Below are 570 nucleotides of genomic sequence, written 5' to 3'. Positions count from 1 at the left end.
TTCCATCAATCTGCCGTACAACAATATTTTCAATGCCTAAAGTTTGAAATTTTTGACGCGCCAAATCAACAAGCGTTTTATAGCGATCAACTGTTATCACACGGTCACTAAGGCATGCCATAAAGGCAGTACAAAAACCAGAACCGGTACCAATCTCTAAGACACGATGTTTTTTTTTCAAAGATAAAGCATAAAGAATCAAGAGCTGCTCTTCCAAACGCTCAATCTATTCACCACACTCTATTGGAATAACTTTATTATCATAAGCGCTTTTAAACCAAGGAGAAGCCACAAATTGTTGACGTGGGATTTTCTCAAGTGCTGTAAAAAAGCGAACATCATCTATTCCTTTGCTGCGCATTTTTAGCACAAGACTAGCTAGCTCCTCATGAAATCGTAAAATACCCTTTTGATCCATACTATCATTCGATCTCCAACAGAGTCATTATACCATTGTATACACACTTTATTTCTTTTAAAATGGCATCGTCTTGTGTTTTTATGCTATCATTTGTCAATAATAAGCGTATATCCGTTCTCCTTTTGCAAATTTTTAAGCAGTTATGCAAC

General features: G+C 36.1%; 1 pseudogene. It reads right to left on the bottom strand.

Features of this window, described 5'->3' with window-relative positions:
* Positions 1 to 418: pseudogene (locus tag ACFIO5_RS13220) on the bottom strand (class I SAM-dependent methyltransferase); the annotation flags it as partial.
* Positions 419 to 570 lie beyond the last annotated feature (152 nt).

It is taken from the genome of Bartonella sp. AA86SXKL (assembly GCF_042196885.1).
The sequence above is the reverse complement of the archived record's forward strand: the minus strand, read 5'-3'. Positions and strand labels throughout refer to the sequence as shown.